This is a genomic window from Rhizobium sp. 25PS6, from assembly GCF_032464655.1.
Classification (GTDB): domain Bacteria; phylum Pseudomonadota; class Alphaproteobacteria; order Rhizobiales; family Rhizobiaceae; genus Rhizobium; species Rhizobium laguerreae.
The window spans coordinates 110,276-134,017 of sequence record NZ_JAWDIV010000014.1; the positions used below are offsets into that span (position 1 = coordinate 110,276).

General features: G+C 61.7%; 21 protein-coding genes and 1 tRNA gene. 12 read left to right on the forward strand and 10 right to left on the reverse strand.

The features are described 5' to 3' along the window. The first annotated feature begins 226 nt into the window (after positions 1-226). The gene (locus RWK44_RS20790; protein WP_003542890.1) at positions 227-397 is read left to right on the forward strand and encodes a hypothetical protein; all 171 of its coding nucleotides are present in this window, start codon (positions 227-229) and stop codon (positions 395-397) included. A 99-nt stretch (positions 398-496) separates the two neighbouring features. Here RWK44_RS20790 and RWK44_RS20795 read toward each other — a convergent pair whose 3' ends face one another. Then, positions 497-1,588, reverse strand: a complete 1,092-nt coding sequence (locus RWK44_RS20795) for a DUF475 domain-containing protein (RefSeq protein ID WP_316029330.1) — start codon at positions 1,586-1,588, stop codon at positions 497-499. A 352-nt stretch (positions 1,589-1,940) separates the two neighbouring features. Between RWK44_RS20795 and RWK44_RS20800 the strand changes: the two genes are divergently transcribed. Beyond that, complete coding sequence (locus RWK44_RS20800) at positions 1,941-2,171, forward strand: hypothetical protein (RefSeq protein ID WP_168328204.1); 231 nt, start codon at positions 1,941-1,943, stop codon at positions 2,169-2,171. A 57-nt stretch (positions 2,172-2,228) separates the two neighbouring features. Continuing rightward, positions 2,229-2,405, forward strand: a complete 177-nt coding sequence (locus RWK44_RS20805) for a hypothetical protein (protein ID WP_168283104.1) — start codon at positions 2,229-2,231, stop codon at positions 2,403-2,405. A 72-nt stretch (positions 2,406-2,477) separates the two neighbouring features. Here RWK44_RS20805 and RWK44_RS20810 read toward each other — a convergent pair whose 3' ends face one another. Continuing rightward, positions 2,478-2,990 carry an MgtC/SapB family protein gene (locus tag RWK44_RS20810; RefSeq protein WP_168283105.1) on the reverse strand — a complete coding sequence of 171 codons (513 nt, stop codon included), beginning with the start codon at positions 2,988-2,990 and terminating at the stop codon, positions 2,478-2,480. A 220-nt stretch (positions 2,991-3,210) separates the two neighbouring features. Here RWK44_RS20810 and RWK44_RS20815 point away from each other — a divergent pair, with 220 nt between their 5' ends. Next, positions 3,211-3,924 carry a hypothetical protein gene (locus RWK44_RS20815; RefSeq protein WP_168283106.1) on the forward strand — a complete coding sequence of 238 codons (714 nt, stop codon included), beginning with the start codon at positions 3,211-3,213 and terminating at the stop codon, positions 3,922-3,924. Between the two features lie 6 nt (positions 3,925-3,930). Here RWK44_RS20815 and RWK44_RS20820 read toward each other — a convergent pair whose 3' ends face one another. Continuing rightward, positions 3,931-4,425: a hypothetical protein gene (locus RWK44_RS20820; RefSeq protein WP_172643807.1), complete on the reverse strand. Its 495-nt coding sequence runs from the start codon at positions 4,423-4,425 to the stop codon at positions 3,931-3,933. Between the two features lie 483 nt (positions 4,426-4,908). Between RWK44_RS20820 and RWK44_RS35060 the strand changes: the two genes are divergently transcribed. Then, positions 4,909-5,142, forward strand: a complete 234-nt coding sequence (locus tag RWK44_RS35060; protein ID WP_410056137.1) for a hypothetical protein — start codon at positions 4,909-4,911, stop codon at positions 5,140-5,142. A 191-nt stretch (positions 5,143-5,333) separates the two neighbouring features. On the opposite strand, the gene RWK44_RS20830 is transcribed toward RWK44_RS35060, so the two are convergent. Further along, positions 5,334-5,408, reverse strand: a tRNA-Val gene (locus RWK44_RS20830). A gap of 83 nt (positions 5,409-5,491) precedes the next feature. After that, positions 5,492-5,854 (reverse strand): response regulator CpdR1, encoded by a 363-nt coding sequence (cpdR1, locus tag RWK44_RS20835; protein ID WP_003542883.1) that lies wholly within the window; start codon positions 5,852-5,854, stop codon positions 5,492-5,494. A gap of 187 nt (positions 5,855-6,041) precedes the next feature. Between cpdR1 and RWK44_RS20840 the strand changes: the two genes are divergently transcribed. Both RWK44_RS20840 and hisN read left to right on the forward strand, forming a co-directional pair. Continuing rightward, entirely contained in the window at positions 6,042-6,923 is an 882-nt protein-coding gene (locus tag RWK44_RS20840) for an N-formylglutamate amidohydrolase (RefSeq protein ID WP_017962087.1), read from the forward strand. Positions 6,924-7,194: 271 nt separating this feature from the next. Next, positions 7,195-7,968 (forward strand): histidinol-phosphatase, encoded by a 774-nt coding sequence (gene hisN, locus RWK44_RS20845; protein WP_221946881.1) that lies wholly within the window; start codon positions 7,195-7,197, stop codon positions 7,966-7,968. Positions 7,969-8,037: 69 nt separating this feature from the next. On the opposite strand, the gene RWK44_RS20850 is transcribed toward hisN, so the two are convergent. Then, a complete protein-coding gene (locus RWK44_RS20850) occupies positions 8,038-9,012 on the reverse strand; it encodes an alpha/beta fold hydrolase (RefSeq protein WP_131664407.1) in 975 nt (324 codons plus the stop codon). A 402-nt stretch (positions 9,013-9,414) separates the two neighbouring features. Here RWK44_RS20850 and RWK44_RS20855 point away from each other — a divergent pair, with 402 nt between their 5' ends. Then, a complete protein-coding gene (locus RWK44_RS20855) occupies positions 9,415-9,885 on the forward strand; it encodes an Hsp20 family protein (RefSeq protein WP_003542878.1) in 471 nt (156 codons plus the stop codon). A 61-nt stretch (positions 9,886-9,946) separates the two neighbouring features. On the opposite strand, the gene RWK44_RS20860 is transcribed toward RWK44_RS20855, so the two are convergent. Next, positions 9,947-10,996, reverse strand: coding sequence for a bile acid:sodium symporter family protein (locus RWK44_RS20860; RefSeq protein ID WP_222010901.1), 1,050 nt, complete (start codon positions 10,994-10,996; stop codon positions 9,947-9,949). A gap of 45 nt (positions 10,997-11,041) precedes the next feature. On the opposite strand from RWK44_RS20860, the gene RWK44_RS20865 reads away from it, so the two are divergent. After that, the gene (locus RWK44_RS20865; RefSeq protein WP_077979508.1) at positions 11,042-11,896 is read left to right on the forward strand and encodes a LysR substrate-binding domain-containing protein; all 855 of its coding nucleotides are present in this window, start codon (positions 11,042-11,044) and stop codon (positions 11,894-11,896) included. Positions 11,897-11,946: 50 nt separating this feature from the next. Here the strand turns inward: RWK44_RS20865 and RWK44_RS20870 are convergent, their stop codons facing one another. Next, the gene (locus RWK44_RS20870) at positions 11,947-12,999 is read right to left on the reverse strand and encodes a threonine aldolase family protein (protein WP_316029331.1); all 1,053 of its coding nucleotides are present in this window, start codon (positions 12,997-12,999) and stop codon (positions 11,947-11,949) included. Between the two features lie 538 nt (positions 13,000-13,537). Between RWK44_RS20870 and gltB the strand changes: the two genes are divergently transcribed. Beyond that, positions 13,538-18,262: a glutamate synthase large subunit gene (gene gltB, locus RWK44_RS20875; protein ID WP_316029332.1), complete on the forward strand. Its 4,725-nt coding sequence runs from the start codon at positions 13,538-13,540 to the stop codon at positions 18,260-18,262. Between the two features lie 226 nt (positions 18,263-18,488). Next, positions 18,489-19,943: a glutamate synthase subunit beta gene (locus RWK44_RS20880; RefSeq protein ID WP_062941551.1), complete on the forward strand. Its 1,455-nt coding sequence runs from the start codon at positions 18,489-18,491 to the stop codon at positions 19,941-19,943. A gap of 128 nt (positions 19,944-20,071) precedes the next feature. Here RWK44_RS20880 and RWK44_RS20885 read toward each other — a convergent pair whose 3' ends face one another. Together RWK44_RS20885 and RWK44_RS20890 are read right to left on the reverse strand one after the other, a co-directional pair. Further along, positions 20,072-21,310, reverse strand: coding sequence for an SGNH/GDSL hydrolase family protein (locus RWK44_RS20885; RefSeq protein ID WP_206116734.1), 1,239 nt, complete (start codon positions 21,308-21,310; stop codon positions 20,072-20,074). A 92-nt stretch (positions 21,311-21,402) separates the two neighbouring features. After that, positions 21,403-22,626, reverse strand: a complete 1,224-nt coding sequence (locus RWK44_RS20890; protein ID WP_316029333.1) for a lytic murein transglycosylase — start codon at positions 22,624-22,626, stop codon at positions 21,403-21,405. A 204-nt stretch (positions 22,627-22,830) separates the two neighbouring features. Here RWK44_RS20890 and galU point away from each other — a divergent pair, with 204 nt between their 5' ends. Beyond that, complete coding sequence (galU, locus tag RWK44_RS20895; RefSeq protein ID WP_020051610.1) at positions 22,831-23,718, forward strand: UTP--glucose-1-phosphate uridylyltransferase GalU; 888 nt, start codon at positions 22,831-22,833, stop codon at positions 23,716-23,718. The last annotated feature ends 24 nt before the right edge of the window (positions 23,719-23,742 follow it).

Here is a 23,742-nt window from a genome sequence, read left to right on the forward strand (position 1 = left end):
AGCACGATGCGCAGATTTCAAAGTGTTAGAGCGTCCTTTGTGCGTCCGAAAGGACGCACGGCACTCTAAGAACAAAAAGACCATCCACCCCTGCCTCGAGGTCGGCCATGGAGACATGCGCCGGCCTCCTGTTTTTGCATGGCTGAGGTGATTTTCTGAGCATTGTGGAGGTCTATGCGCGATGCCATCTATGAGTGGTCAATCATAGAGCAAGAGGAAAAGGACAATGTCCGCACTTCGCAATTCAGTCCGTACTGGCTTCTTTGGCCGCGCATTCGCCGTTCTTGGTGCTGCAAACGCCGTCAGCGCTGCTGTCGAAGCCGGTCGCCGCCCGCGCGCCAATGACCTTACCACACTCGGTATCGACCCGGCCTCCTTCGGTCAGGTCTCCCGTTAACACCTTCAAGTCATGCATGAATGAATTAGCCCGCAACCGGATGGTCGCGGGCTTTATTTTTGGCTGCAAGGGCTTCACACACTGCGGCTTCCTGCATCGTCAGGCGTGAAGCTCCTCCTGCCGGGCGCCGTGATCCTCCACCTTTTCGCGCCTGTTGTGGCGGATGGACGACCAGAGGGACAGGCCGATCAAGGCCGCGCCGCCGAGGCCGGTGATAACCTCGGGGATATGGACCAGGGTCTGCGCATACATGATCACCGAGAGGATCAGGATGGCGTAGAAGGCGCCATGCTCGAGATAGCGGTATTCGGCAAGCGTTCCCTTCTCCACCAGCATGATCGTCATCGAGCGCACGTACATGGCGCCGATGCCGAGGCCGATCGCGATGACGAAAAGGTTCTGCGTCAGCGCGAAGGCGCCGATGACGCCGTCGAAGGAAAAGCTCGCATCCAGCACCTCCAGATAGATGAAGGCGCCGAGGCCGCCCTTGGCGGCAGCACTCATCGTCTGCTGCGACGCATCGAGCAGCTCACCGACAACCTCGACCGCGAGGAAGGTGAGCAGGCCGTAGATGGCGCAATGGACGAAGACACTGGCTTCCTCGCCGCCGATCAACCAGGAGAACACAAGCATCAGTGCCAGCACGAAGGCGATCTCGATGCCCCTGATGGTGGCCGAGCGCGCCATCACCTTCTCCAGGCCGCGAAGCCAATGGATTTTCTTCTCATGGTCGAAGAAATAGCTGAGGCCGACCATCATCAGGAAGGTGCCGCCGAAGGCTGCGATCGGCAGATGCGCGTCGTTCATGATGCGGGCATATTCGGCCGGCTCGCGCGCGGCAAGCACCAGAGCATCCCAGGGGCCGATCTGTGCCGCGATCGCGACGATTGCCAGCGGGAAGATGATGCGCATGCCGAAGACGGCGATGATGATGCCCCAGGTGAGGAAGCGCTGCTGCCAGACCGGCGTCATCTCCTTCAGCTTGTTGGCGTTGACGATGGCATTATCGAAGGAGAGCGAGATCTCCAGCACCGCAAGCACCGTGCAGATGAAGAAGACGGTCGCCATGCCGCCGATCGTACCGGTCGTCTGCCAGCCGAGCACCGCGCCGAGAACGAGGCCGAGGGCAGTGACGATGAAAGCCCAGCGGAAATAGCTGAGCGAGGAGTTATGGGTCACGGGTTGATTCATGGCCGCACCTCGCGGCCGCAAATCGAGTTGAAGAGGGTCGCTACAGTGGGAAAACGCGGCACGCCACAACGGGCACGCGGGTCAGGCATGGTGAGCTTGTTCATCGATGAAAAATCCGCCGGCTAAGCTGCAGGCGGTACCGACATCACGAGAGCGCCGTAAAAACTCTCGCCAGAGGGGCCCGGCACCAAAGTTCCCCGTCAGCCGATGTCTGGAAGGCTGCCGGATAGGCTCTAGGTAATGAACTTCGCGAGCCAGTCAAGGTCGGTCGTCACACCGGATTGGCGTGATTTTTTTTGGAACAATCCCGACGCCCGCCCGTTAGGCACTGGTTGAGCTTAAAAGGAGGCCGATGATGCACACTTCGACCCATCTTCCCGACAAACGCACGGAGGCGTCCGACCGCATGAAGCGGGTAAAGCCGAACCGCATGCAGAAGGCGCAGGTGCTGCCGCCGCATCATGTCGACCTGACACTGACGCCCGGCGTCTACCACGACATTCACGTGCCGGCCCATGTTACCGGCGCCGATCTTTCCAAAGGCGGCCCCGACATCAAGGGCAATGCAGGGACCAAGAAATAACGGGCATTCCGGAAGCCTCCGGCGCTGACGGTAGATTTGAAACAGGGTGAGAAACATATGACGATCAACTTTGTGCCCCGCGAGATCTTCCTCCGGCACGAAAATGAATGGCAGGCCGTACGCGAGGCGGCGGACGAAAGCATCAATATCGGCAAACGCCAGAAGCCGCTCTCCGCCATCGGCGGCACCGCATCGGTTGGGAAAAGCGATCCTTCGGCCACACGCGCCGAATGACCGACAGCCGAATGACCAACAGAAGGGTACGCTGACACGAGCGCCTGGCGTGATGCCGGGCGCTTTGTTTTTCTATTTGTGTTCATCGCGGTCGGCACGCTGCCCGGAATTATTGCCGAACCATTGTTCGAGCTTGCCGAAGGCAAAGAGCACGCAGATGGCAGCGAGCGTCGTGAAAAAGGCGATCGGCCAATAGCCGAAGCCCATGGCGAGGCCGATCGCGCCGGAGAGCCACATACCAGCGCCCGTCGTCAGCCCGTGCACCCGACCCCTTGCAAAGACGATCATGCCGGCGGCAAGGAAGGCAACGCCGGCGGTGACGGCTTCGATGACGCGCAGCGGATCGATGCGCACCTGATCGTCATCGGTGAAACCCGGCATGTGCACTGCCTCGATCGAGATGATGGCGAAAAGGGCAGCGGCAAGACTGATCAGAATATGGGTGCGGAAGCCTGCCGGGCGGTCGCGGGCCTCACGCTCGAAGCCGATCAGCCCGCCGAAGACGATGGCGCCGAAGAGGCGGGCGAAGATGACGGGATAGTGGATACGCGACGCCGGTATTATGTCGGCGATAATAAGATCCATGGATTTTCCCCCAGAAAGATGGAATTTTTCGCTGGCTAACGTCTGAACGCGGAATTTGTTCAGCTTTTTCCCCGCGTGCGTTTCGCCAGTGCCGTTGGCCTCTCCGGCGCGTTCATGTCATGGAGGGAAAGTTTGGCGAACCAGGCATCATCCTGTCGCCGCGCCAACCTTTCGGAAAGGATTGGGCAGCGATAATCCCGGCCTCACGGGAATCGGACAGATGGCCAAGACAGCGACACGCGGCCGCCGCAAGGCGCCGGCGAGAGGAAAGAGCAAAGCGCGCAGCAGCGGTGGCGGATTGCTGCCCTGGGCGGTGATCGGCATTGCCGCGATCGGCGGCATCGTCGTCCACGACCATTGGAAGAGCATTCAGCCGATGCTGGCAAGGCAATCGACGCCGATCACACGGGACACGGCGGAGCCGAGGCCTGTCGTCAAGAAGGACGCGCCGCCGAAGCAGGTGGCGCTTGCCGCACCCACGCCGAAAGTCCCAGTGCCGCAGCCGCTGCCGCCGGCCGCGATCCCGACGCCGATGATCCAGCCGATAAAGGCAGTGCCGTCGCCGGCCTCCGCCGCCGTTTCGCAAACCGGGACAGTCGCCTTCGGCTATTGCGGGCAGGGCGCCCATATCAATTGCGTCGGCGACGGTGGCGTCTTCTGGTACAAAGGCGAGAAGATCGTGATTGCCGACATGGCAAGCCCGGTGGTCGACCAGGCGCGCTGTGACGGCGAACGCCGGGTGGCCTTTGCCGCCAAGTCGCGGCTGCTGGCGCTTCTGAACGCCGGGCCTTTCACGATGAATGCTGCGGGTAAGGCCGAACCCTCTGGCGCGCCGCGCGTCGTCTCGCGCGACGGCCGCTCTTTCGGCGCGCAGCTGATCAATGAGGGCCTGGCACGCAAGCCAGGGGCGGCCGGCAGCGCCTGGTGCGCCTGAGGGCGGCTACTTACCCTTCTTCACCAGCTTGCCGCCGGTGCGGAAGCTGCCGGTGAAGGAGGAGTCCTTGCTTTCGGCGGTGCATTCGATCGCGATCGGCTTGCCGGCATAAGGATTGCCGAAGGTGCAGAAGCCGGCGACCTTGACCTCTCCGGTCATCTTGTTGCCGACACCCGTGGTGACGAGGCTGAGTGGCAGGCGGGCATTGCCGTTGGAGGCAGGCTTGATGCCGCTGCCGTCGCCCTGAAAGCCCAGCGCCTTGCCATCCGAGGTGAAGATGAAGGTCACCACGCCATTGGCCAGCGTGACGCTGGCAAGCTCGTTCTTGCAGCCCTTGGTGGCGTCGAATTTGGCGACGACCAGCTTGGCGCATTTGCCGGAAAGCGTAATGACGCCGGGCGCACCAGGAAAGGTCTCTGCGGGCGCGGCCGGCGCGGCAGAGGCCGGCAAGGCGAGGACGGCGGAAAAAAGGGCGGCAGCGGCAAGCGCGGATAACTTCATTTCGATCTCAAACCCCATGTCGTGGCGAGGCGAATCATTACCTCACCCTCGGTTCGCCATGGCATGGCTCTGTGTCCGAATTTGGCGCCGTTGTTGCTGAGGCGCAAAAATTTTATCGGCCGCGGGGCTGGCTCGACGATCGGCGGCAGATCAGTAAAAAGTTGGTTGAGCTTGCTGGTTACAAGGTCCGGTAATGACATAGGCTGCCGGACATCGGCAACGAACCGATGTGACACGACAGTGGCAACACACTCATCGAGGTGCCGTCTTGGACGCACGTCTGGTCAAGGGGAATGGGCCCAGGCAGGGAAGTCCAGGCCCATTCTTTCCCGATCGGAGGTCAGTCAGAGGAATTTGTAGCTGCCGGTCCAGAGCATGATGCCGAAAAGTGCGAACGGTTTTCGGATGACATCCTGTTCTGGCCGGCAGGGTTTGCCGGGGGCATGCCGATGTCGGGCCACAGGTTCTAATTGGCGGTGATTGGTGTTTGACGATACGTCGCCTCGACGCGAAGCGACGAAGATCTGGCACGCAGTTTTGCTGGAATTGCTCTATCTGCCCTTTTCACCAGCTTGCCGGCGGCCGCTCGGGCGTCGAACGGAAAGAGAGATCGTCTCGCTAGGGATTTTTGAAATCTCCCAGAGGATCGCTGCTCCAGCCGCGAGGATCGTGATCGGAATCAGCCAAAGCTTGATGCTGACGGGTTCGATGACATGAAACTGCATATAACCGAAACCGAGGAGGCCAGCCCCAACCAGGGCGACGCCGAGGACTATGGATATGGCCTTACGCGGACCAATCACGTGCAAGCCCTCGCTCCGCAAGTGCTGGATCTGGAACGCGTGCCAGGCTCAGGAAAGAGAAAATCCCCAAGGCGGGGATTTGACAACGATGTCAGGGGGATCGGATGGTGGGCGTGACAGGGATTGAACCTGTGACCCCTACGATGTCAACGTAGTGCTCTCCCGCTGAGCTACACGCCCATCCGATGGCGGCGCATAGATCACAAAACCTTCGGAGCCGTCAATAGGCTTTTTTCAGTTTTGTGACGCGCCGCCCGCAGGCCTTATGCGGCAAGCATCTTGTTGACCTCGTCGACCAGATCGCGCAGGTGGAAAGGCTTGGAAAGGACCTTGGCATCCTTCGGCGCCTTCGAATCGGGGTTCAGCGCCACGGCGGCAAAACCGGTGATGAACATCACCTTCAGGTCGGGGTCGAGTTCGGTGGCGCGGCGCGCCAACTCGATGCCGTCCATCTCGGGCATGACGATATCGGTCAACAGCAGGGAAAACGGCTCCTCGCGCAGCCGGTCATAGGCGCTAGCGCCGTTGTCATAGGAAAGGACCTTGTAGCCGGCCTTTTCGAGCGCTTTCACCAGGAAGCGGCGCATGTCATTGTCGTCTTCGGCGAGAAGTATCTTCTGAGTCATCAATCCAGACCGCGATCCATAGGTTTTTGGTGGGCTGCCAGCCGTTTACACTAGTCTCGCTCCGGTAAACAACCGGTGAATTGCCTGTGCGTGACCGCCATCCCTTCTACATAGTATGGACTTGCGGCCGGGCAACTGGCAACATACGCGAAGCAGTCAGTTCATGACATGGTAAAGAGGGCCGAAAGTGCCGGAAATACGCGAATACGAGCTTTTTGAGGTCCATGAGCCCGTGTCGCAGACCATTCCCTTCGTCTACAACTCCCCCCATAGCGGCCGCATTTATCCACCGGAATTTATCGCTCAGTCGAGGCTTGAGGGCATCGCCATCCGCCGTTCCGAGGATCACTATGTCGACGAGCTCTTCGGCTCGGCGGTCGCACTCGGTGCGCCGCTTCTGGCGGCCAACTTCCCGCGCGCCTATCTCGACGTCAATCGCGAACCCTACGAACTCGATCCGCGGATGTTCGACGGGTTGCTGCCGCCCTATGCCAACGTCAATTCGCTCAGGGTCGCCGGCGGGCTCGGCACCATTCCGCGCATCGTCGCCGAGAACATGGAGATCTATGCGCGGCGCCTGCCGGTGCAGGAGGGGCTCGACCGGGTTGAAGCGGTCTACAAGCCCTATCATGCGGCGCTCCGCCGGCTGATCGCGCGAACGCATGTGCAGTTCGGCTTCGGCGTGCTGATTGACTGCCACTCGATGCCCGGCAATGTGCGCGTCGCCGGCAGCACCGCGCGGCCCGATTTCATCATCGGCGATCGCTACGGCACCAGCGCTTCGGCCGAACTTTCGCGCGCGGCCATCGCCATCCTCGAGGAGATGGGTTTTGCGGCGATCCGCAACAAGCCCTATGCCGGCGGCTTCATCACCGAACATTACGGCCGGCCCTCGCGCGGCCTGCACGCGCTGCAGATTGAGGTGAACCGGGCGATCTATGTCGATGAGCTGACGCTGGAGAAACGCGACGATTTCGCCGCGGTGGCCGATGCCGTCGCGGACTTCATGCAGCAGATGGCGGACTATGTCGAGAAATTCGCCGGCGACCGGGCGCTGGCCGCCGAATAGATCCGTTTTTCGATTTTGCTGACGTGTGGCCTTCCCCGGCCAAAAAAAACCGCGCTTGTGAGCGCGGCTAAGTCTAGGGAGGAAACACCCAAGGAGGGTATTTACAGTCAGAAGACTGTATGAAGACGCTACTATTGCATTGCACAAATGTCAAGCAATTTATTGCGCTGCGATATCTTTGTGCAACTAAACTCAATTTGCCTGCTGCGTTTGCATTTCCGTTGCTTTTCGCTATGAAAAGCGCCACTCCCGCCAGCCAAACGGATCCAACATGTTTCCTGACCGTTCGTTCTTCAATCGCCTGGCGGAGGCTGCCCGCGCCGAAACGCTGCCGCGTTTCCGCTCCGGCCTCGATGTCACGAACAAGCTTTCTTCCGGTTTCGATCCGGTGACGGAGGGCGACCGGGCGGCCGAACTCGCCATCCGGGCGCTGATCGAAGAGAATTTCCCCGACCACGGCATTCTCGGCGAGGAACATGGCGATATCGGGCTCGACCGCGAATATGTCTGGGTGATTGATCCGATCGACGGCACCCGCGCCTTCATCTCCGGCGTGCCGGTGTGGGGAACGCTGATCGGCCTGCAGAAAGCGGGCCGGGCGATCATGGGCATGATCGAGCAACCCTTTACCGGCGAGCGCTATTTCGCCGACCAGAACGGCTCGATCTATATCGGGCCGGAGGGCGAGCGACGGCTGGCGACGCGCCAGTGCGACACGCTTTCGAATGCTATCCTGTTCACCACCTCGCCGCATCTCTTTGCCGGCGAGGAGATGGAGAAATACCGCGAGATCGAAGGCCAGGTGCGGCTGTTCCGCTACGGCTGCGACTGCTATGCCTATGCGCTGCTTGCCGCCGGCCATATCGATCTGGTCGTCGAAAACAGCCTGAAGCCTTATGACGTCGGCGGCATCATTCCCGTCATCGAGGGGGCGGGCGGCATCATCACCACCTGGGACGGCGGACGGCCGGAAAACGGCGGCTCGATCATCGCTGCCGGCAGCCGGGCAGTCTACGAACAGGCAATCGCCATCCTGCAGCGCTGATCCCAGGGTCTGCAGCGCTGATCCCTCGGTCAGCAGCGCTGATCCCCCGGTCGGCAAAGCCGATCCGTCTCACGTACCGAGGGCGGCGACGTCCTGGTTTTCTTCGGCATCGCTGCCGGGAATAAAGGCGTGGAAGGCGGCAAGGGCGGCAGCGCGATAGATATCGCGCTCCTGGAAGATCTCGTGACGAGCACCGTTGATCGGCACCAGCTGGCCGGCGCGGAAGTAACGCGAGAGCCGCTCCTGCGCCGTGTAGGGCACGACACCGTCACGCGTCGGGGCGATGACGATGGTCGGGATGGTGATCGAGAAGAGATGGTAGGGTGAGGTGACCCGGTCCATCGTGCGGAAAGCCTCGATCAGCCAGCGGGCCGTCGGCGGCCCGAGCGTCAATTCCGGAAAGGCCTTCATCATTGCAACATTGCGCTCGAAGCGGTGTTCGTCCGAGGTCAGCGGATTATCGCTGAAGTTCGGCTCCTTCAGTTTCGAGGTGAGCGGCAGGAAGCCGAGGCCGACGGCGGTCAGCGTGCCGGCGAGAGCGCGGATGACGCGGGGCGACGCCGACTGGCCGGTCAGGCCGATGAAGGGCGCCGACAGCACCATACGATCGATACGGGTGGTGAGATAGGGCGCGGCCGAGAGTGCGATCAGGCCGCCTGTGGAATGGGCGAGCAGATAGAAGGGCAGGCGGGTATCCGGCAGCACCACCTTTTCCAGGAAGGTATCGAGATCACGCTCGTAATCGGCAAAGCGGCGGATGTGGCCGTGGTTGCGGCGCTTCATGAGCCTTGATGAACCGCCCTGGCCGCGCAGGTCGAAGGTCGCGACCCAGAGACCCTTGGCCGTCAGGTCGCGGATCGTTTCGAAATATTTCTCGATGTATTCGTTGCGGCCGTGCAGGATGACGACGGTGCCCTTGGCAATCTGGCCGCTCGAGCGGAAGACGGCGTAACGCAGCTGCTGGCCGTCATGGGTTTCGAAGAACCCCTCCGTGCGGTTTTCCGGGGCGGGATTATCGGGCGTCGAATAGAGAACCTGATCCATGACTTTGCCAATGCGCCGCTGCTGACTGCTTCGCATCAGGGATAGCGCATGGCATCCGGCTTGGAAAGCGGTGGGGAAAAGGGCCGGCAGGAGCATGAGGGTGCTCGCGGCCGGCCGGAGTTGAGGCTGAAGAAGAAGGGACGATGCACTTCAGCCATCGGGACCAGATTCACCCGACGCCTAAGTCCTAGGCGAATGCGCCTGAACGTGCTCCGAACCGGTCGTTCATGCGGGGTTCACGGGCCGATCAAGGCGATTGCAAAAGGTCTTGAACTCCTCGAATCCCATCACCATTTCCTTTCTGCGGGTGCCGAACAGGGCCTGCGCAACCGTCCCAAGGCCGCCAATGATGGGGTCTCAGGGGCATTTCATCGCAACACGTCGCTTCCACAGGAGGACATCATGCGTCACGTAGACTTCTCTCCCCTTTATCGTTCGACCGTCGGTTTCGACCGGCTTTTCACCATGCTCGACAGCCTTGCCCAGCCGGAGCAGGCGCAAACCTATCCGCCCTATAATATCGAGCGCACCGGTGAAAACACCTATCGCATCACCATGGCCGTTGCCGGTTTCGACGAGACCGAACTTTCGATCGAAGCCCATGCCCATGTCCTGTCCGTGAAGGGTGAAAAGAACGAGGAACCTGCCGAAAGCGGCGAATTCCTCTACCGAGGCATTGCCAAGCGCGCCTTCGAGCGCCGCTTCCAACTTGCCGATCATGTCGAGGTGACCGCCGCTTCGCTGAAGAACGGCCTGCTGCACATCGATCTTCTGCGCAATATTCCCGAGGCCATGAAGCCCCGCAAGATCGCGATTGCCGCAGAACCGGTCGAGGCTCCGAAGGCCATCGAAGCGCAGATCATCAACGGCTGATTGATCCCCCTTACGGGTAAAACCGACGGCGCTCCTATGGGGCGCCGTTTTTTATTTGGGCTCAGGCCGGGCTGGTTGCCTCGTCGATTTCCTTGTCCGTTGCGCGGCGGGCCGCGGCGGCGGCGTATTTCTGTGCGATGACGGCGCAGACCATCAGCTGGATCTGATGGAACAGCATCAGCGGCAGCACGATCGCGCCGATCGACTGGCCGGCGAAGATGACGTTCGCCATCGGCACGCCGCTTGCGAGGCTCTTCTTCGAGCCGCAGAAGGTGATGGTGATCTGATCGGCCTTGTTGAAGCCCAGCCACCGGCTGCCGAACATCGTCAGCACCAGAACAATTGCCAGCAGAACCATGTCGGCGACGATGACGACGGCGATATCGGCGATCGAGAAGGTGTGCCACAGGCCCTCGACGACAGCCGTGCTGAAGGCGAGATAGACGACCATCAGGATCGAGCCGCGGTCGACAGGCATCAGGATCTTCTTCTTGGCGCGAATCCAGTCGCCGATCCAGGGCTGCAGGATCTGGCCGATGATGAAGGGGGCAAGCAGCTGCAGCAGGATCTGCTCTAATGCGTCGAAGGAGAAGCCGCCATGGCCGCCGACGGAAAACAGCAGGCCGACGAGCAGCGGCGTCAGGAACATGCCGAAGATGTTGGATGCCGAGGCCGAGCAGATAGCGGCGGGCACGTTGCCGCCCGCCATCGAGGTAAAGGCGATCGACGACTGCACCGTCGACGGCAGCACGCAGAGGAAGAGGATGCCGAGATAAAGCGGCTGCGGCAGGATCGTGTCGGGGATCAGCCCGAGCGTCATGCCGAGCAGCGGGAAGATGCCGAAGGTCGTCAGCAGGATGACGATATGCAGGCGCCAATGCAGCAGGCCTGATAAGACCACGTCGCGCGACAGGCGGGCGCCATGCAGGAAAAACAGCAGAGCGATGGCAAGGTCGGTGGCGATGCCGAAATAATCCGCGAAGGTACCGCTTGCCGGCAGCAACGAGGCGAGGATGACGGTGCAGACGAGCAGGATGGTGAATGTATCGGGCAGAAAGCGGCGCATGGCGGTCTCGCGGCTTGATAAAACAGTCATTGTTCTGTCGTCCATTATGATCCAGGATGCAAGGAATAACAGTTATCGAGAAGCTGGATCATGTTGGACCTTTCGCAATTGCGCAGTTTCGTCGCCGTCGAACAGATGGGCAGTTTCACGCTCGCCGCAGAAAGGCTGGGCCTCGGGCAGTCGACAGTCAGCCAGCACATTCAGCGACTGGAGGCAGCACTCGGGCGCAGGCTGCTGGCACGCGACACGCATAAGGTGATGCTGACCGGCGATGGCGAGGCGCTGCTGTCGCATGCGCGCGCCATGCTTTCGATCGAGGGGCAGGTACAGTCGCTGTTTAAGAACAACAGCCTGCGCGGCAGTCTGCGGCTCGGCGTGTCGGAGGATTTCGTCACCAGCCAGCTGCCGGCGGTGCTCGAGGATTTCGTTCGTTCGCACCCTTCGGTAGACCTCGAACTGACAGTGGCGCTGTCCGGCGTTCTTTACGAGATGCAGGACAATGGTGAGATCGATCTGGTGCTCGCCAAGCGCCGGCTAGGAGATGCGCGCGGAAAACTCGTCTATCGCGAGCCGCTCGTCTGGCTGGCGCGCGATCCTGAGCGTGTGCTTGCCTCCGGCCCTTTGCCGCTGATCGCCTTTCCGCCGCCGAGCGTCACACGGGTGATCGCGCTGGAAGCACTCGGACGAAACGGCGTACCCTGGCGGATCGTCTGCACCTGCGGCAGCCTGAGCGGTCTGACGGCGGCGGCGCGGGCCGGGATGGGCGTGCTGGTGCAGCCGCGCAGCATGGCGCCCTCAGGTCTGAAGGAAATCGCTGCGGGAAGACTTCCGGTGCTGGAGGATGTGGAATTCGTGCTGGTGCCGCGTAAGGGTGCGGACCAGACACTGGTTTCAGCACTGTCGGAGGATATTCTGCAAAAGGTGAGGGGACTGAGGTCGGCGTGAGGCTTTGCCATCACCGAAAGGCCGCCGGAGAGGCAGGCCTTTCGGGAGGGTCAGGCCGCCAAGCACTTCAGGAAACCATCGACATCCGCTTCCGTGGTCGCGAAGCTGGTGACGAGGCGGATCAGGGTTTCGCTTTCGGAAACGAGTTCGGGCATTGCCGCCGGGATCGGCCATGCGTAAAATTTCGCGCCCTTTTCCTCCGCGATATTTGCGGCACTTTTGCTGACGACGGCAAAGACTTCGTTGGACGCGGTCGGCCAGGCGAGGCGGGCGGAGTTGCTGGTGGCGATGCCGGCGCGTAGCCTGTCGGCCATGCCGTTCGAATGGCGGGCAAGATCGAGCCAGAGACCGTTTTCGAAATAGGCATCGAACTGGGCGGCGATGAAACGCGACTTGGAGAATAGCTGGGCGGCGCGCTTGCGGATGAACGGCATTTCCCGGGCCTGATCCGGATTGAAGAAGACCATCGCTTCGGCACACCAGCAGCCGTTCTTGGTGCCGCCGAAGGACAGCATGTCGACGCCGCGCTTCCAGGTCATTTCGGCCGGGGTGGCGCCGAGTGCGACCAAGGCGTTGGCGAAGCGGGCGCCGTCCATGTGGAGCGGCAGATTGCGCCTCCTTGATATGGCGGCGATCTCGCCGATCTCCGGCAGGGAATAGACGGTGCCGATCTCGGTCGCCTGGGTGATGGTCACCGCGCTGGCGCGGCCATGATGGACGGCGTCCTCGGGAAAGCTTGCGATTTTCGCCGAAAGCTTTGCCGGATCGATCTTGCCGGCTTCGCCGTCAACGGCAACGAGGCGGGCCGAGCCGGAGAAAAATTCCGGCGCGCCGCATTCGTCCTCGATCACATGGGCCTCCGAGTGGCAGAAGGTGATGCCGCCGGGACGCTGGACGCTCGCCAGCGACAACGAGTTGGCGGCCGTGCCGGTGGCAACGAAGAAGATCGAAACCTCACGCTCGAAGATCTCGGAAAAACGCGCCTCGACCTTCCTGTCGAGATCGCCGGCGCCATAGGCCGCGGCAAAACCGGTCGATTCCGTCAGCAGACGTTCGGCAATGGATTTGTGGGCACCGGCCCAGTTATCGGAAGCAAAGAACATGGGGAAACCGTGGGAAAGTAAGGGCTTGGCAAAGTCCGCAGCGGACATTACGCCAAAGCTTCACAGGATCAAGGTTGTCGCCCGCGACACATCACAGAGATTGAACTACGCAATCAATAAACAAAATAGTACTGCTTGACGTAATTTTATTTCGTCATCACCGCTACACAGGCAATCTTCCGTCACAAATTGACGTTTTTTGCCGGGGCGCTCTTGCAGAGCCGAATGCTTTCTGGCATAGAACTGATGAATTAGGACAGTGTTACTGTCCTATTTTGGCCTTTATGACCGAAGAGGCGCCGAAAGCCCTGGAACAGACCGGCTTTCACGCTATAGTTCTTTCGAGCGTCAAGCCTCAAGGGGCGGCGCGCGGAGGCGAATGGCAGGCGCGGAACGCGACGGTTTGCTTTCCTTTAAAGCAGGTGTCTGCGGCCGATCTTCACAATGCAACAGCGCTGTCATGCGCCGAACCTATCTTCGGGTTGCGGCGCGGGACGAAAAGCCGCCCGCGGCCCCGCGGGCTTCGACAGGAGGAAAGATGATGACGAAGACGCCATCCATGGAAGTTGACCGGTTTGCTGCTGCAGAGCTGCGCGCGACGGCCAATATCTCCAAATCCGCCTCCGGCCTGCCGAAGAAACAGGGCCTCTACGATCCGCGCAACGAACATGATGCCTGCGGCGTCGGCTTTGTCGCGCATATGAAGGGCCAGAAGTCGCACCAGATCGTCAAGGATGGCCTGTTCATCCTCGAGAACCTGACGCATCGCGGCGCCGTCGGCGCCGATCCGCTGATGGGTGACGGCGCCGGCATCCTGGTGCAGATCCCCGACCGTTTCTTCCGCGAGGAGATGGCCGAGCAGGGCATCACCCTGCCGCCGGTCGGCGAATATGGCGTCGGCCATATCTTCATGCCGCGCGATGAAAAGCAGATCGAGCACTTCAAGAAGGTGATCAAGGACGTTATCACCGAGGAAGGTCAGGTCTTCATCGGCTTCCGCGACGTGCCGGTCGACAATTCCTCGCTCTCCAAGGCGCCGGCCATTGCTGCTACCGAGCCGCATCATGTGCAGGTCTTCATCGGCGCCGGCGAGGATGCCGAAAACAACGACGAGTTCGAGCGCCGGCTGTTCACGCTGCGCAAGGTGATCTCCAACCGCATCTATGACGAGTTCGACGGCGAGGAGAGCAATTTCTATCCGGTATCGCTGTCGTCGGCGACGGTCGTCTATAAGGGCATGTTCCTGGCCTATCAGGTCGGCGTCTACTACAAGGACCTGTCGGATCCGCGTTTCGAAAGCGCGGTCGCCCTGGTGCACCAGCGCTTCTCGACCAACACCTTCCCGTCATGGAAGCTCGCGCATCCCTACCGCATGGTCGCCCATAACGGCGAGATCAACACGCTGCGCGGCAACGTCAACTGGATGGCGGCCCGCCAGGCGTCGGTCTCCTCGCCGCTGTTCGGCGAGGACATCTCCAAGCTCTGGCCGATCTCCTACGAGGGGCAGTCGGACACAGCCTGCTTCGACAACGCGCTCGAATTCCTGGTGCGCGGCGGTTATTCGATGGCGCATGCGGTAATGATGCTGATCCCGGAAGCCTGGGCCGGCAACCAGTCGATGGCCGCCGAACGCAAGGCTTTCTACGAATATCATGCGGCGCTGATGGAGCCCTGGGACGGGCCGGCCGCCGTCGCCTTCACCGACGGCAAGCAGATCGGCGCGACGCTCGACCGCAACGGCCTGCGGCCGGCGCGCTACCTCGTCACCGATGACGACCGCGTCATCATGGCGTCCGAAGCCGGCGTGCTGCCGGTCCCGGAGGAGAAGATCATCCAGAAGTGGCGCCTGCAGCCGGGCAAGATGCTGCTGATCGATATGGAAGAAGGCCGCATCATCTCCGACGACGAGGTGAAGTCGCAGCTTGCGACAGCGCATCCCTATCGCAGCTGGCTCAACCGCACCCAACTCATCCTTGAAGACCTGAAGCCGGTGGAGCCGCGGGCGCTGCGCCGTGACGTCTCGCTGCTCGACCGCCAGCAGGCCTTCGGCTACACGCTCGAGGATACACGCATCCTGATGTCGCCGATGGCGACGACGGGCCAGGAAGCGATAGGCTCGATGGGCACGGATACGCCGATCTCGGCGATGTCGGAAAAGCCGAAGCTGCTCTACACCTATTTCAAGCAGAACTTCGCGCAGGTGACCAACCCGCCGATCGACCCGATCCGCGAGGAACTGGTCATGAGCCTGGTTTCCTTCATCGGGCCGCGGCCGAACATTCTCGACCATGAGGGGGCGGCGAACGCCAAGCGGCTCGAGGTTCGTCAGCCGATCCTGACCAATGGCGATCTCGAGAAGATCCGCTCGATCGGCCACACGGAAGACCGTTTCGACACCAAGACGCTCGATTTCACCTATGATATCGAGCGTGGCGCCGAAGGCATGCCCGAAATGCTCGACCGGCTCTGCGAGCGCGCGGAAGCGGCCGTCAAGGGCGGCTACAACATCATCGTGCTCTCCGACCGCCAGATCGGGCCGGACCGGATCGCAATTCCCGCACTGCTCGCCACAGCTGCCGTGCATCACCATCTGATCCGCAAGGGGCTGCGCACCTCGGTCGGTCTCGTCGTCGAGACCGGAGAGCCGCGCGAGGTCCATCATTTCTGCCTGCTCGCCGGCTACGGCGCCGAGGCGATCAACCCCTATCTCGCCTTCGACACGCTGCTCGACATGCATGCCAAAGGCGAATTCCCGAAGGAAGTGGATGCTTCCGAAATCGTCTACCGTTACATCAAGGCGGTCGGCAAAGGCATCCTCAAGGTCATGTCGAAGATGGGCATTTCGACCTACCAGTCCTATTGCGGCGCGCAGATCTTCGATGCGATCGGCCTGCAGTCGGAACTGATCGACAAGTATTTCTTCGGAACCGCGACGATGATCGAAGGCGTCGGCCTCGAAGCGATCGCCGCAGAAACCGTCGCCCGCCATAACGCGGCCTTCGGCACCGATCCGCTTCTTGCCACGACACTCGATATTGGCGGCGAATATGCCTACCGCATGCGCGGCGAAAGCCATGCGTGGACGCCGGATGCGGTTGCAGCCCTTCAGCATGCCGTGCGCGGCAATGCCGAGGACCGCTACCGCGAATTCGCCGATATGGTGAACAGTTCGGCGCTGCGCATGAACACGATCCGCGGGCTCTTCAAGATGAAGAGCGCCGAGGCGCTCGGCCGCAAGCCGGTATCGATCGACGAGGTCGAGCCGGCGGCCGATATCGTCAAGCGGTTCTCGACGGGGGCGATGTCCTTCGGCTCGATTTCCAGGGAGGCGCATACGACGCTGGCGATCGCCATGAACCGGATCGGCGGCAAGTCGAACACCGGCGAGGGCGGCGAAGAATCCGACCGCTATATACCGCTGGCCAATGGTTCGGTGAACCCGGAACGTTCGGCGATCAAGCAGATCGCGTCGGGCCGCTTCGGGGTGACCACCGAATATCTCGTCAATGCCGACGTATTGCAGATCAAGGTGGCGCAGGGTGCCAAGCCTGGCGAAGGCGGCCAGCTGCCGGGTCACAAGGTTGACGCGACGGTTGCCAAGACCCGCCACTCGACACCGGGTGTCGGCCTGATTTCGCCGCCGCCGCACCACGACATCTATTCGATCGAAGATCTGGCGCAGCTGATCTACGATCTGAAGAACGTCAACCCGACTGCCGATGTTTCGGTCAAGCTGGTCTCGGAAGTCGGCGTCGGCACGGTTGCTGCCGGCGTCGCCAAGGCGCGCGCGGACCATATCACGGTCGCCGGCTTCGACGGCGGCACGGGTGCGTCGCCGCTGACCTCGCTCAAACATGCCGGCAGCCCCTGGGAAATCGGCCTTGCCGAGACCCAGCAGACGCTGGTGCTGAACGGCTTGCGTTCGCGCGTCGCCCTGCAGGTGGATGGCGGCCTGAAGACCGGCCGCGACGTTATCATCGGAGCGCTGCTTGGAGCCGACGAGTTCGGCTTTGCCACCGCGCCGCTGATTGCCGCCGGCTGCATCATGATGCGCAAGTGCCATCTCAACACCTGTCCGGTGGGCGTGGCGACTCAGGATCCGGTGCTGCGCAAGCGCTTCAAGGGCGCGCCGGAGCACGTCATCAACTATTTCTTCTTCGTCGCCAACGAAGTGCGCGAAATCCTCGCCTCGCTGGGCTTCACCCGGCTTGACCAGATCATCGGCGCCTCGGAGCTGCTGGAGAAGGACGAGATGCTGAACCACTGGAAGGCGAAGGGCCTCGACTTCAGCCGCATCTTCCACAAGGTCGACGCTCCCAAGGAAGAGACCTTCTGGACGAGCCGGCAGAAGCACCCGATCGACGACATTCTCGACCGCGTGCTGATCGAGCAGGCTCAGCCGGCACTGACGGCCAAGACGCCCGTCGCCTTCGAGGTCGGCATCAAGAACGTCGACCGGTCAGTGGGCGCGATGCTTTCCGGCGAGGTCGCCAAGCGCTTCCGCCATCGCGGGCTGAAGGAAGACACGATCAACGTGACGCTTCGCGGCACGGCTGGGCAGAGCTTCGGCGCCTTCCTGGCGCGCGGCGTCACCTTCAACCTGATCGGCGACGGTAACGACTATGTCGGCAAGGGCCTTTCGGGCGGCAAGATCATCATCCGGCCGCCGGAGAATTCGAGGATCGTGGCCGAGGACTCGATCATCGTCGGCAACACTGTGCTTTATGGTGCGACCGAGGGCGAATGCTACTTCCGCGGTGTGGCGGGCGAACGTTTCGCCGTGCGCAATTCGGGCGCGATCGCCATCGTCGAGGGTGTCGGCGACCATGGCTGCGAATACATGACCGGCGGCGTCGTCGTCGTGCTCGGCGCCACGGGCCGCAACTTCGCGGCCGGCATGTCCGGCGGTGTCGCCTACGTGCTCGATGAAACCGGTGATTTCGCCAGCCGCTGCAACATGGCAATGGTGGAGCTCGAGCCGGTGCCCGAGGAGGATGATATGCTGGAGAAGCTGCATCATCACGGCGGTGATCTCATGCACAAGGGACGCGTCGACGTCTCCGGCGACATGACGCGCCATGACGAGGAGCGCCTTTACCAGCTGATCTCCAACCATCTGCATTATACGGGTTCGGCCCGCGCCACTGAGATCCTCGACAACTGGGCCGACTATCGCCCGAAATTCCGCAAGGTCATGCCGGTCGAATACCGTCGTGCGCTCGAGGAAATGGAGCGCAGCCGGATGGGTATCGCCGCGGAATGAATTGCACCGGACATCCGTCACCTGACGACTGCAGGTGACGGATGACGAAAATATCTCGATGACCCGTGACGATCACGCCGACGGCGAAAGCTGTTCAGATCGCACGGATGTCTTTCAGGGGATATGGTCCAATGACGGTCAAGACAAGCAACTTGCCCCGGGTACCGGGACTGACGATAGACAGATTGGCTGCGGTGAGGCGGTCATGAGGGTAAGGGACGAAGATATGGGTAAGGTAACAGGGTTTCTGGAAATCGACCGGCAGGTGGCGAAGTACCAGCCGGCGTCTGATCGTATCCGCCATTTCCGCGAGTTCACGATCCCGATGTCGGACCCGGAAGTGCAGAAACAGGCTGCGCGCTGCATGGACTGTGGCATCCCCTATTGCCACGGCCCGACCGGCTGCCCTGTTCATAACCAGATTCCCGATTGGAACGACCTCGTTTACAACAATAACTGGGAAGCGGCGATCCAGAACCTGCATTCCACCAACAACTTCCCCGAATTTACCGGTCGCGTTTGCCCGGCGCCCTGCGAGGAAGCCTGCACATTGAATCTCGAGGATGCGCCGGTGGCCATCAAGACGGTCGAACAGGCGATCGCCGACAAGGCCTATGAACTCGGCTTCATCCGGCCTCAGCCGGCCACGGTCCATACCGGCAAGAAGGTCGCCGTCATCGGCTCCGGCCCCGCCGGCATGGCCGCCGCCCAGCAGCTCGGCCGCGCTGGCCACGAGGTGCATCTCTACGAGCGCGAGACCAAGCCGGGCGGACTGCTGCGTTACGGCATTCCCGATTTCAAAATGGAGAAGAACTTCATCGACCGCCGCGTCGAGCAGATGAAGGGCGAGGGCGTCACCTTCCATTGCGGCGTCAATGTCGGCGTCGACGTCAAAGTCGAGCAGCTGCTCGCCGATCACGACGCCGTGCTTTACTGCGGCGGCTCCGAGACGCCGCGCGAGGCGGGCATTCCGGGCACCGACCTTGCGGGCGTGCATGATGCGATGCCCTATCTCGTGCAACAGAACCGCCGCGTCGGGCGCGAGAACATCGACAGCGTCGGCTGGCCGTCGGACCCGATCCTTGCCGGCGCCAAACATATCGTCGTCGTCGGCGGTGGCGATACGGCTTCGGACTGCGTCGGCACGGCGTTCCGCCAGGGTGCCGTCAAGGTCACCCAGCTCGACATCCGGCCGCAGCCGCCGGAGAAGGAAGACAAGCTTGCCGTCTGGCCCTTCTGGGCGACGAAGATGCGCACCTCTTCCTCGCAGGCCGAGGGCGCCGTGCGCGAATTCCAGGTGGCCACACTTGAATTCGTCGGCGAAGACGGTGTGCTGACCGGCGTCAAGTGCTGCGAGGTCGATGAGCGCCGCCGGCCGGTTCCAGGCACGGAATTCGTCATCCGGGCCGATCTCGCCTTCATCGCCATCGGTTTCCGCGGGCCGTTTACCGGCAGCGTACTGAAGGAGCTCGACGGCAAGCTGACGCTCAACACCGACAAACGCGGCTCGACCAACGTCGTCGCCAACGATCGCGACTACAAGACTTCGGTCGACAAATTCTGGACGGCGGGCGATGTGCGCCGCGGCCAATCGCTGGTGGTCTGGGCGATCCGTGAAGGCCGCCAAGCGGCGCGCGCCATCGACGAGGAGCTGATGGGCTCGACCGTCCTGCCGAACTGAGCGTCAGCCGCACACCTTTCCGAAGACAAGAACTCCGCCCCTCCGGCGGAGTTTTTTTATAGCGCCGCGTGTTTGACAGGACGCGGGAGCGACGTTCTCGAAGCGGCGAACCGCCTCGCGCGGCCTTTTCACTTGACCGAGACTTCGGCCGGTGCTTTTGCCACCGGCAGGCGGTAATCATCGACGCGGCCGGGAGGCGCCGCCGTCATTTCGCCCTGCTCGACGAGGAGGTCGCGCGGCGACCGCGTCAAAGCCACAGGCGGCGGCCTGGCGCCGAGCAGCTCGCCACCGCCGTCGAGATTGGGATCGGAGAGGCTGATCGGCACGGTATGTTCGACCGGATTGGCGGGAAGGCCGAGGCCGGGCAGATTGCTGGAGTCGAGGCGGACCAGATCGGGACTTGCCTGCGTACCGAGAAGACGCCGCGCCGGTTTTTCCACATAGAAGGCGAGCTTGCGTCGGCCGGCTTGGGTCAGGTTGATGCCATCGGAGGTGCGCAGGCGCACCTGCTGGCCGTTCACATCCGAACCGGTGACGATGAAGTTGCCGTTTTCGTCGACGAAACCATCCCAGATATCGACGAATTCACCACCGATGCTTTCGACCTGGTTGCGGTAGAGCTGGTTCATCTGGACGGCATCGGCCCTCATCTGATCGGATTCGAAGGCGGGAAGACCGACCCAGAGCAGCGGGATCTTGCGGTCGGTGACCTCCTTGCCGAAGGAAAGCACGCGGTGGCGGTATTCGGTGAACCAGCCATCGGTGCGGAATTTTTCCTTGGCGGTGTCGGTCACCATCTGCTGGCGATCGTTGGCGCCGATCATGACGACGACCATTGCCGGCTTCAGCTCGTCGATCATCTTCGGCAGCTGTTCCGGCCAGTCGTAATAATCGTCGCGGACAAGACCCGATGAGACGTTGCCGCGGGCTTCGACGACGACACCCGGCGAGGTCTCGAAGGCGGCGGTGAGGCCGTCGCCGAGGCCGCTGGCCAGGAAATCGCCGACGATCAGGATCTTTCGGGCGTCGCCAAGCTTCTGGACGGCCGGCTCCTCCTCAACGGGAGCGCGGACCGGCGGTGCAGTACGGGTATTGACGATGGCTTTCTGCGCCGGCGGGCGTTTGCGCTGCTGGCGTCTCGGCTGCTGAACGTCAGGGGCTTGCGGGCCGTCGTCGAGATAGCGCCGGCCAAGGAAGAAATCGAAGATCGACCTACGCTGATAGCGCTGCTCCTGGGCTTCGGCGACATGCACGGGCGCAGAGACGCCAAGGCATAGCGAAGCCGCCGCCAAGGCGAGCACGAGCCAACGGATTTTACGGGTCCGATCAGTTTTCTTCGTCATGGGCAGTTCCGCATCTGCCGGCATCTTGCACGCAGGGCAGGCCAGCGTCCACTCCCGCTTTATGTAGGTCACGGTTCCGCCGCTTCCAATCAGCGCTTACTTTTCGGTGTCGTGTTCTAGCGGCGCAGCGCGTTCAGAAGCGGCAAGGAGGGCTCGCCGTCGGGCTGCATGCCGATGCGCGACTGCACGGCTGATATCGCCGCCTTCGAACCTGAGCCGAAATTGCCGTCGACCTCGCCACTGTAATAGCCGAGCGTCTTGAGACGCGTCTGCAACTCGAATTTCTCAGTGATGTCGAGTGCGCCGTTCGGGCGCGGCCAGCGCTGCTGCATGCCGCCGTAGCCGGCGATCTGGTCGGCCAGCAGGCCGACGGCAAGCGCGTAGCTATCCGAGGCATTGTAGTTCTTGATGGTGAAGAAGTTGGCGGTCATCAGGAAGCCCGGGCCACTGGGCCCGGCCGGCATTTTCAACACGGCTTTGGTAGCGCTCTCGCGGAAGGCCTTGCCGTTCGGGCGTGTCAGGCCGAGGGCTGACCATTGGGCCAATGTATGGGTCTTGCCGGCCTGCTTGGCGACTGCAGCGGGAACGACGACCTCGTAGCCCCAGGTCTTGCCGGTATCCCAGCCGTTCTTCATCAGGAGATTGGCCGAGGTCGCCAGCGCGTCGGGGATCGAGTTCCAGATATCGCGATGGCCGTTGCCGTCGGCATCGATGGCATAAAGCAGGTAGCTTGTCGGAATGAACTGGGTGTGGCCCATGGCGCCGGCCCAGGAGCCGGTCATCTCGCGTGCCGGCACATCGCCGTTCTGCAGGATCTTCAGCGCGGCGACCAGCTGTTTCTTGGCGAATTTGGCACGGCTCGGATCGGCATAGGCAAGCGTTGCCAGGGCGCGCGGCACGTAGTGCAGCCGGTCGTCCTTGTCGAGGACCGCGCCGTAATTCGATTCCATCGACCAGATGGCCAGCAGTATGGTCTTGTCGACGCCGAAGCGCTGCTCGATCGCAGCGAGCGTTCTTGCGTGCTTGGCGGCCATCTCGCGGCCGATCTTGACCGTATAGGGATTGACGCGACTATCGACATAGTCCCAAATCTTCGAGGTGAATTCCGGCTGGTAGGTCGCCTTTTCGAGCACGGTCGGATCGGGCTCGCTCACCCCGGAAAAGGCCTTTTGATAGGTTGCCTTACTGATGCCACTCTGAGCGGCAGTCTGGTAAAAATCCGCGATCCATTTCTGGAAGCGGGAATCAGCTTGCGCGTTGTCGGGGACCAGTGTCACCTGGACGGCGACAACGAGGGCGAGAGCAAGACCACGAAGGGAGTTTTTGTGATTCTGGGTCATCGACAGTCGTATCCGTCATCTTTAGTTTCTGGTGCAGCGGGGCATCACGTCCGCCCACACCCGAGACTACAGGAACGGAGTCAACAAATTCTTTACCATGGCGGCCCGCTGCGGTCACCATTTGCAAAACAGTAGCAATTCTATACTAGTTAAAGCTAAAAAGCTCTATTTCCAAAGCGATATGATCGAAGCAGGAGGCCGGGTGTGGCTCAACACAACAAAGTTCGTAAAGCAGTATTTCCGGTTGCCGGGTTGGGAACGCGATTCCTGCCGGCGACAAAGGCTGTTCCGAAGGAAATGTTGACCGTCGTCGACAAGCCAATCATTCAATATGTCGTCGATGAGGCGATCGAAGCCGGGATCGAACATCTCGTCTTCGTCACCGGACGCAACAAGCACGTCATCGAAGATTATTTCGACATTCATTTCGAGCTGGAACAGACGCTGCGCGAACGCGCCAAGAAGGCGGAGATTACCCTTCTCGCCCAGCAATTGCCGAAGGCCGGCACGGTGAGCTTCACTCGCCAGCAGGAGCCTCTCGGCCTCGGCCACGCCGTGTGGTGCGCCCGCGAGATCGTCGGCGACGAACCCTTCGCACTGCTGCTGCCCGATATGATCATGAAGGGCGAAAAGGGCTGCATGAAGGGCATGATCGACCTCTATGCCCAGAGCGGCGGCAATATCATCGCCGTCGAGGAATGCGCGCCGGACCAGGCGCATAAATACGGCATCGTCGGCGTCGGCGAGGCGATCGGCGACGGCTTCCGCATCACCGGCATGGTGGAAAAGCCCGCCAAGGGAACAGCACCTTCCAACTTCTTCATCAACGGCCGCTATATCCTGCAGCCTGAGATCTTCAAGATCCTCGAAACCCAGGAGCGCGGCGCCGGAAACGAGATCCAGCTCACCGACGGCATGCTGAAGCTGCTGAAGGAACAGGATTTCGCCGGTTACCACTTCCGCGGCGCGACTTACGACTGCGGCGCCAAGGACGGCTTCATCCTGGCGAACGTCGCCTTCGCCCTCGAACGCGCCGATATCCGCCCCTCCGTCGAAGGCGGCTTCAGGGAACTGCTGGCCGGCCTGAAATAAGTCGTAGACTCAACGCGATAGAGC